Origin of the sequence: Segatella hominis, assembly GCF_004535825.1 — a bacterium.
Classification (GTDB): Bacteria; Bacteroidota; Bacteroidia; order Bacteroidales; family Bacteroidaceae; genus Prevotella; species Prevotella hominis.
The window spans coordinates 1-1,720 of the sequence record NZ_SGVY01000115.1 but is presented as its reverse complement, the minus strand read 5'-3'; the positions used below and the strand labels follow the sequence as shown (position 1 = coordinate 1,720).

The 1,720-nt window shown below is 40.6% G+C and carries 1 protein-coding gene; it reads left to right on the top strand.

From position 1 onward, the window contains the following. Positions 1–136 precede the first annotated feature (136 nt). Entirely contained in the window at positions 137–1,576 is a 1,440-nt protein-coding gene (locus EXN75_RS17290) for an IS4 family transposase (RefSeq protein WP_408005980.1), read from the top strand. Positions 1,577–1,720: the final 144 nt, after the last annotated feature.

Genomic DNA, 1,720 nt, shown 5'->3' with positions numbered 1-1,720 from the left:
CTAAAGTTTCGCAAGTGAAAATTCACAAGCGTGATTTAACGTAATTTTGGAATAAAAAAGGCTCTGAAGTTTGTATAACTCACAGAAAATGAGTATCTTTATAATCGCTAAACAATAAAGATAAAACTTCAAAGCCGTGAGCAAAGATACAAAAATTATTTCAGATCTGCGAAGCTTTTTCGCAAAAAATGACGATAATCGTGCAATTAAGTGCATTATGGGTGTGATGGAACATATAAATATACGCTCCAGCCAGATTGGAGTAGAGAAGAAAGAGAACTGCAAGTTCACCACTTTGCAGGTACTCAACCTCCTCATGCTCTTCCCGTTCTTCGTAGTCAAGAATGCGAGTCGATACTCCAACTCGTCCTTGAGTAAATTGTTCAATTGTGATAAAGACATGTTCTATCGTTTTATGAATGATGGCAACGTCAAGTGGCGCAAGTTACTATATGCAATGAATCTTCAGCTGATAAAGAAGATATCAAGCAGCACAACTGTTCATCATGACAAGCCAGTTTGTTTGATTATTGATGATACTGATGCACCTAAGACTGGTATGACGACCGAACTCATAGGAAGAATCTGGTCTCATGTTCATCAAAAGAGCATCCTTGGTTATAAGTGTCTGACCATGATGTTGTCCGATGGCGTTAGCCAGCTCTTTCTCGATTTCTCTCTTCATGGTGAGGAGGGAAAGGACAAGCAAAAGGTTCAGGGACTTACTGCTAAGCAACGCAATGCTCGCTATACCGAGGACCACGAAGGGCAAGCGGTAAAAGAGCGTGTGGATGAATATCTGATGAAGAAGACAGACAAGGCCATAGATATGGTCAAGTATGCCATCAAGCGAGGTGTTCGCTTTGATTACTTGCTCGTAGATAGCTGGTTTACAAACACTAAGCTTGTGCGTTTCATTTCCGGCAGACATATCAAGTGTCACCTGTTGGGCATGATTAAACTGGGCAAAACCAACTATGCAACGAAGCATGGTAAGATGAATGCCAAGCAAATCATCAAGCACCTGCAAAAGGAAAAGGCATGCAAACACAACAAAATACTTCGTTGTACCTATTGTACAATGGACGTTAAGTTGGATGGTGTGCCAGTCCGTTTGTTCTTTTGCAAACGAGGACGCAAGGGAAACTGGAATGGGTTGTTGACCACAGACCTTTCTCTTAGCTTCCTTGAAGCGTATCGTATTTATGCCAGACGATGGGCTACCGAAGTTGCATACAAGGATTGCAAGACCTTGCTGAACTTTGGCAAATGCCAGTCTGTACATTTTGCCGCTCAAATTGCTAGCTTCACTTTGACAATGATGCAGTATAACATCTTGTGTACAGTGAAGAGATTTGAAGCGTATGAAACCATCGGTGGTCTCTTTACAGAGGTTACCAATGACACTCTCGAGTTGTCCGTAACGGACAAGATATGGGCTATCATTTTGGACTTCGTTCTGGAAGCAGCAGAGCGTTACTCTATAGATGCTACAGAGTTGCTGGCAGATTTCATCGAAAGTAATCCTGTTGCCCATACGCTACGTAATATGTATATTTATAAACAAGCAAGTTGATATTTATTCACTTGCGAAACTTGAATTATGAGCCCACTTTAAAAAGTAAGGCCTGTTTAAGATGTTTATATTTCACGATAATAATCTTCGATTTATGCCGTTATCTGGAGTATTTTTCGTATCTTTACACCATCAATCAAACAG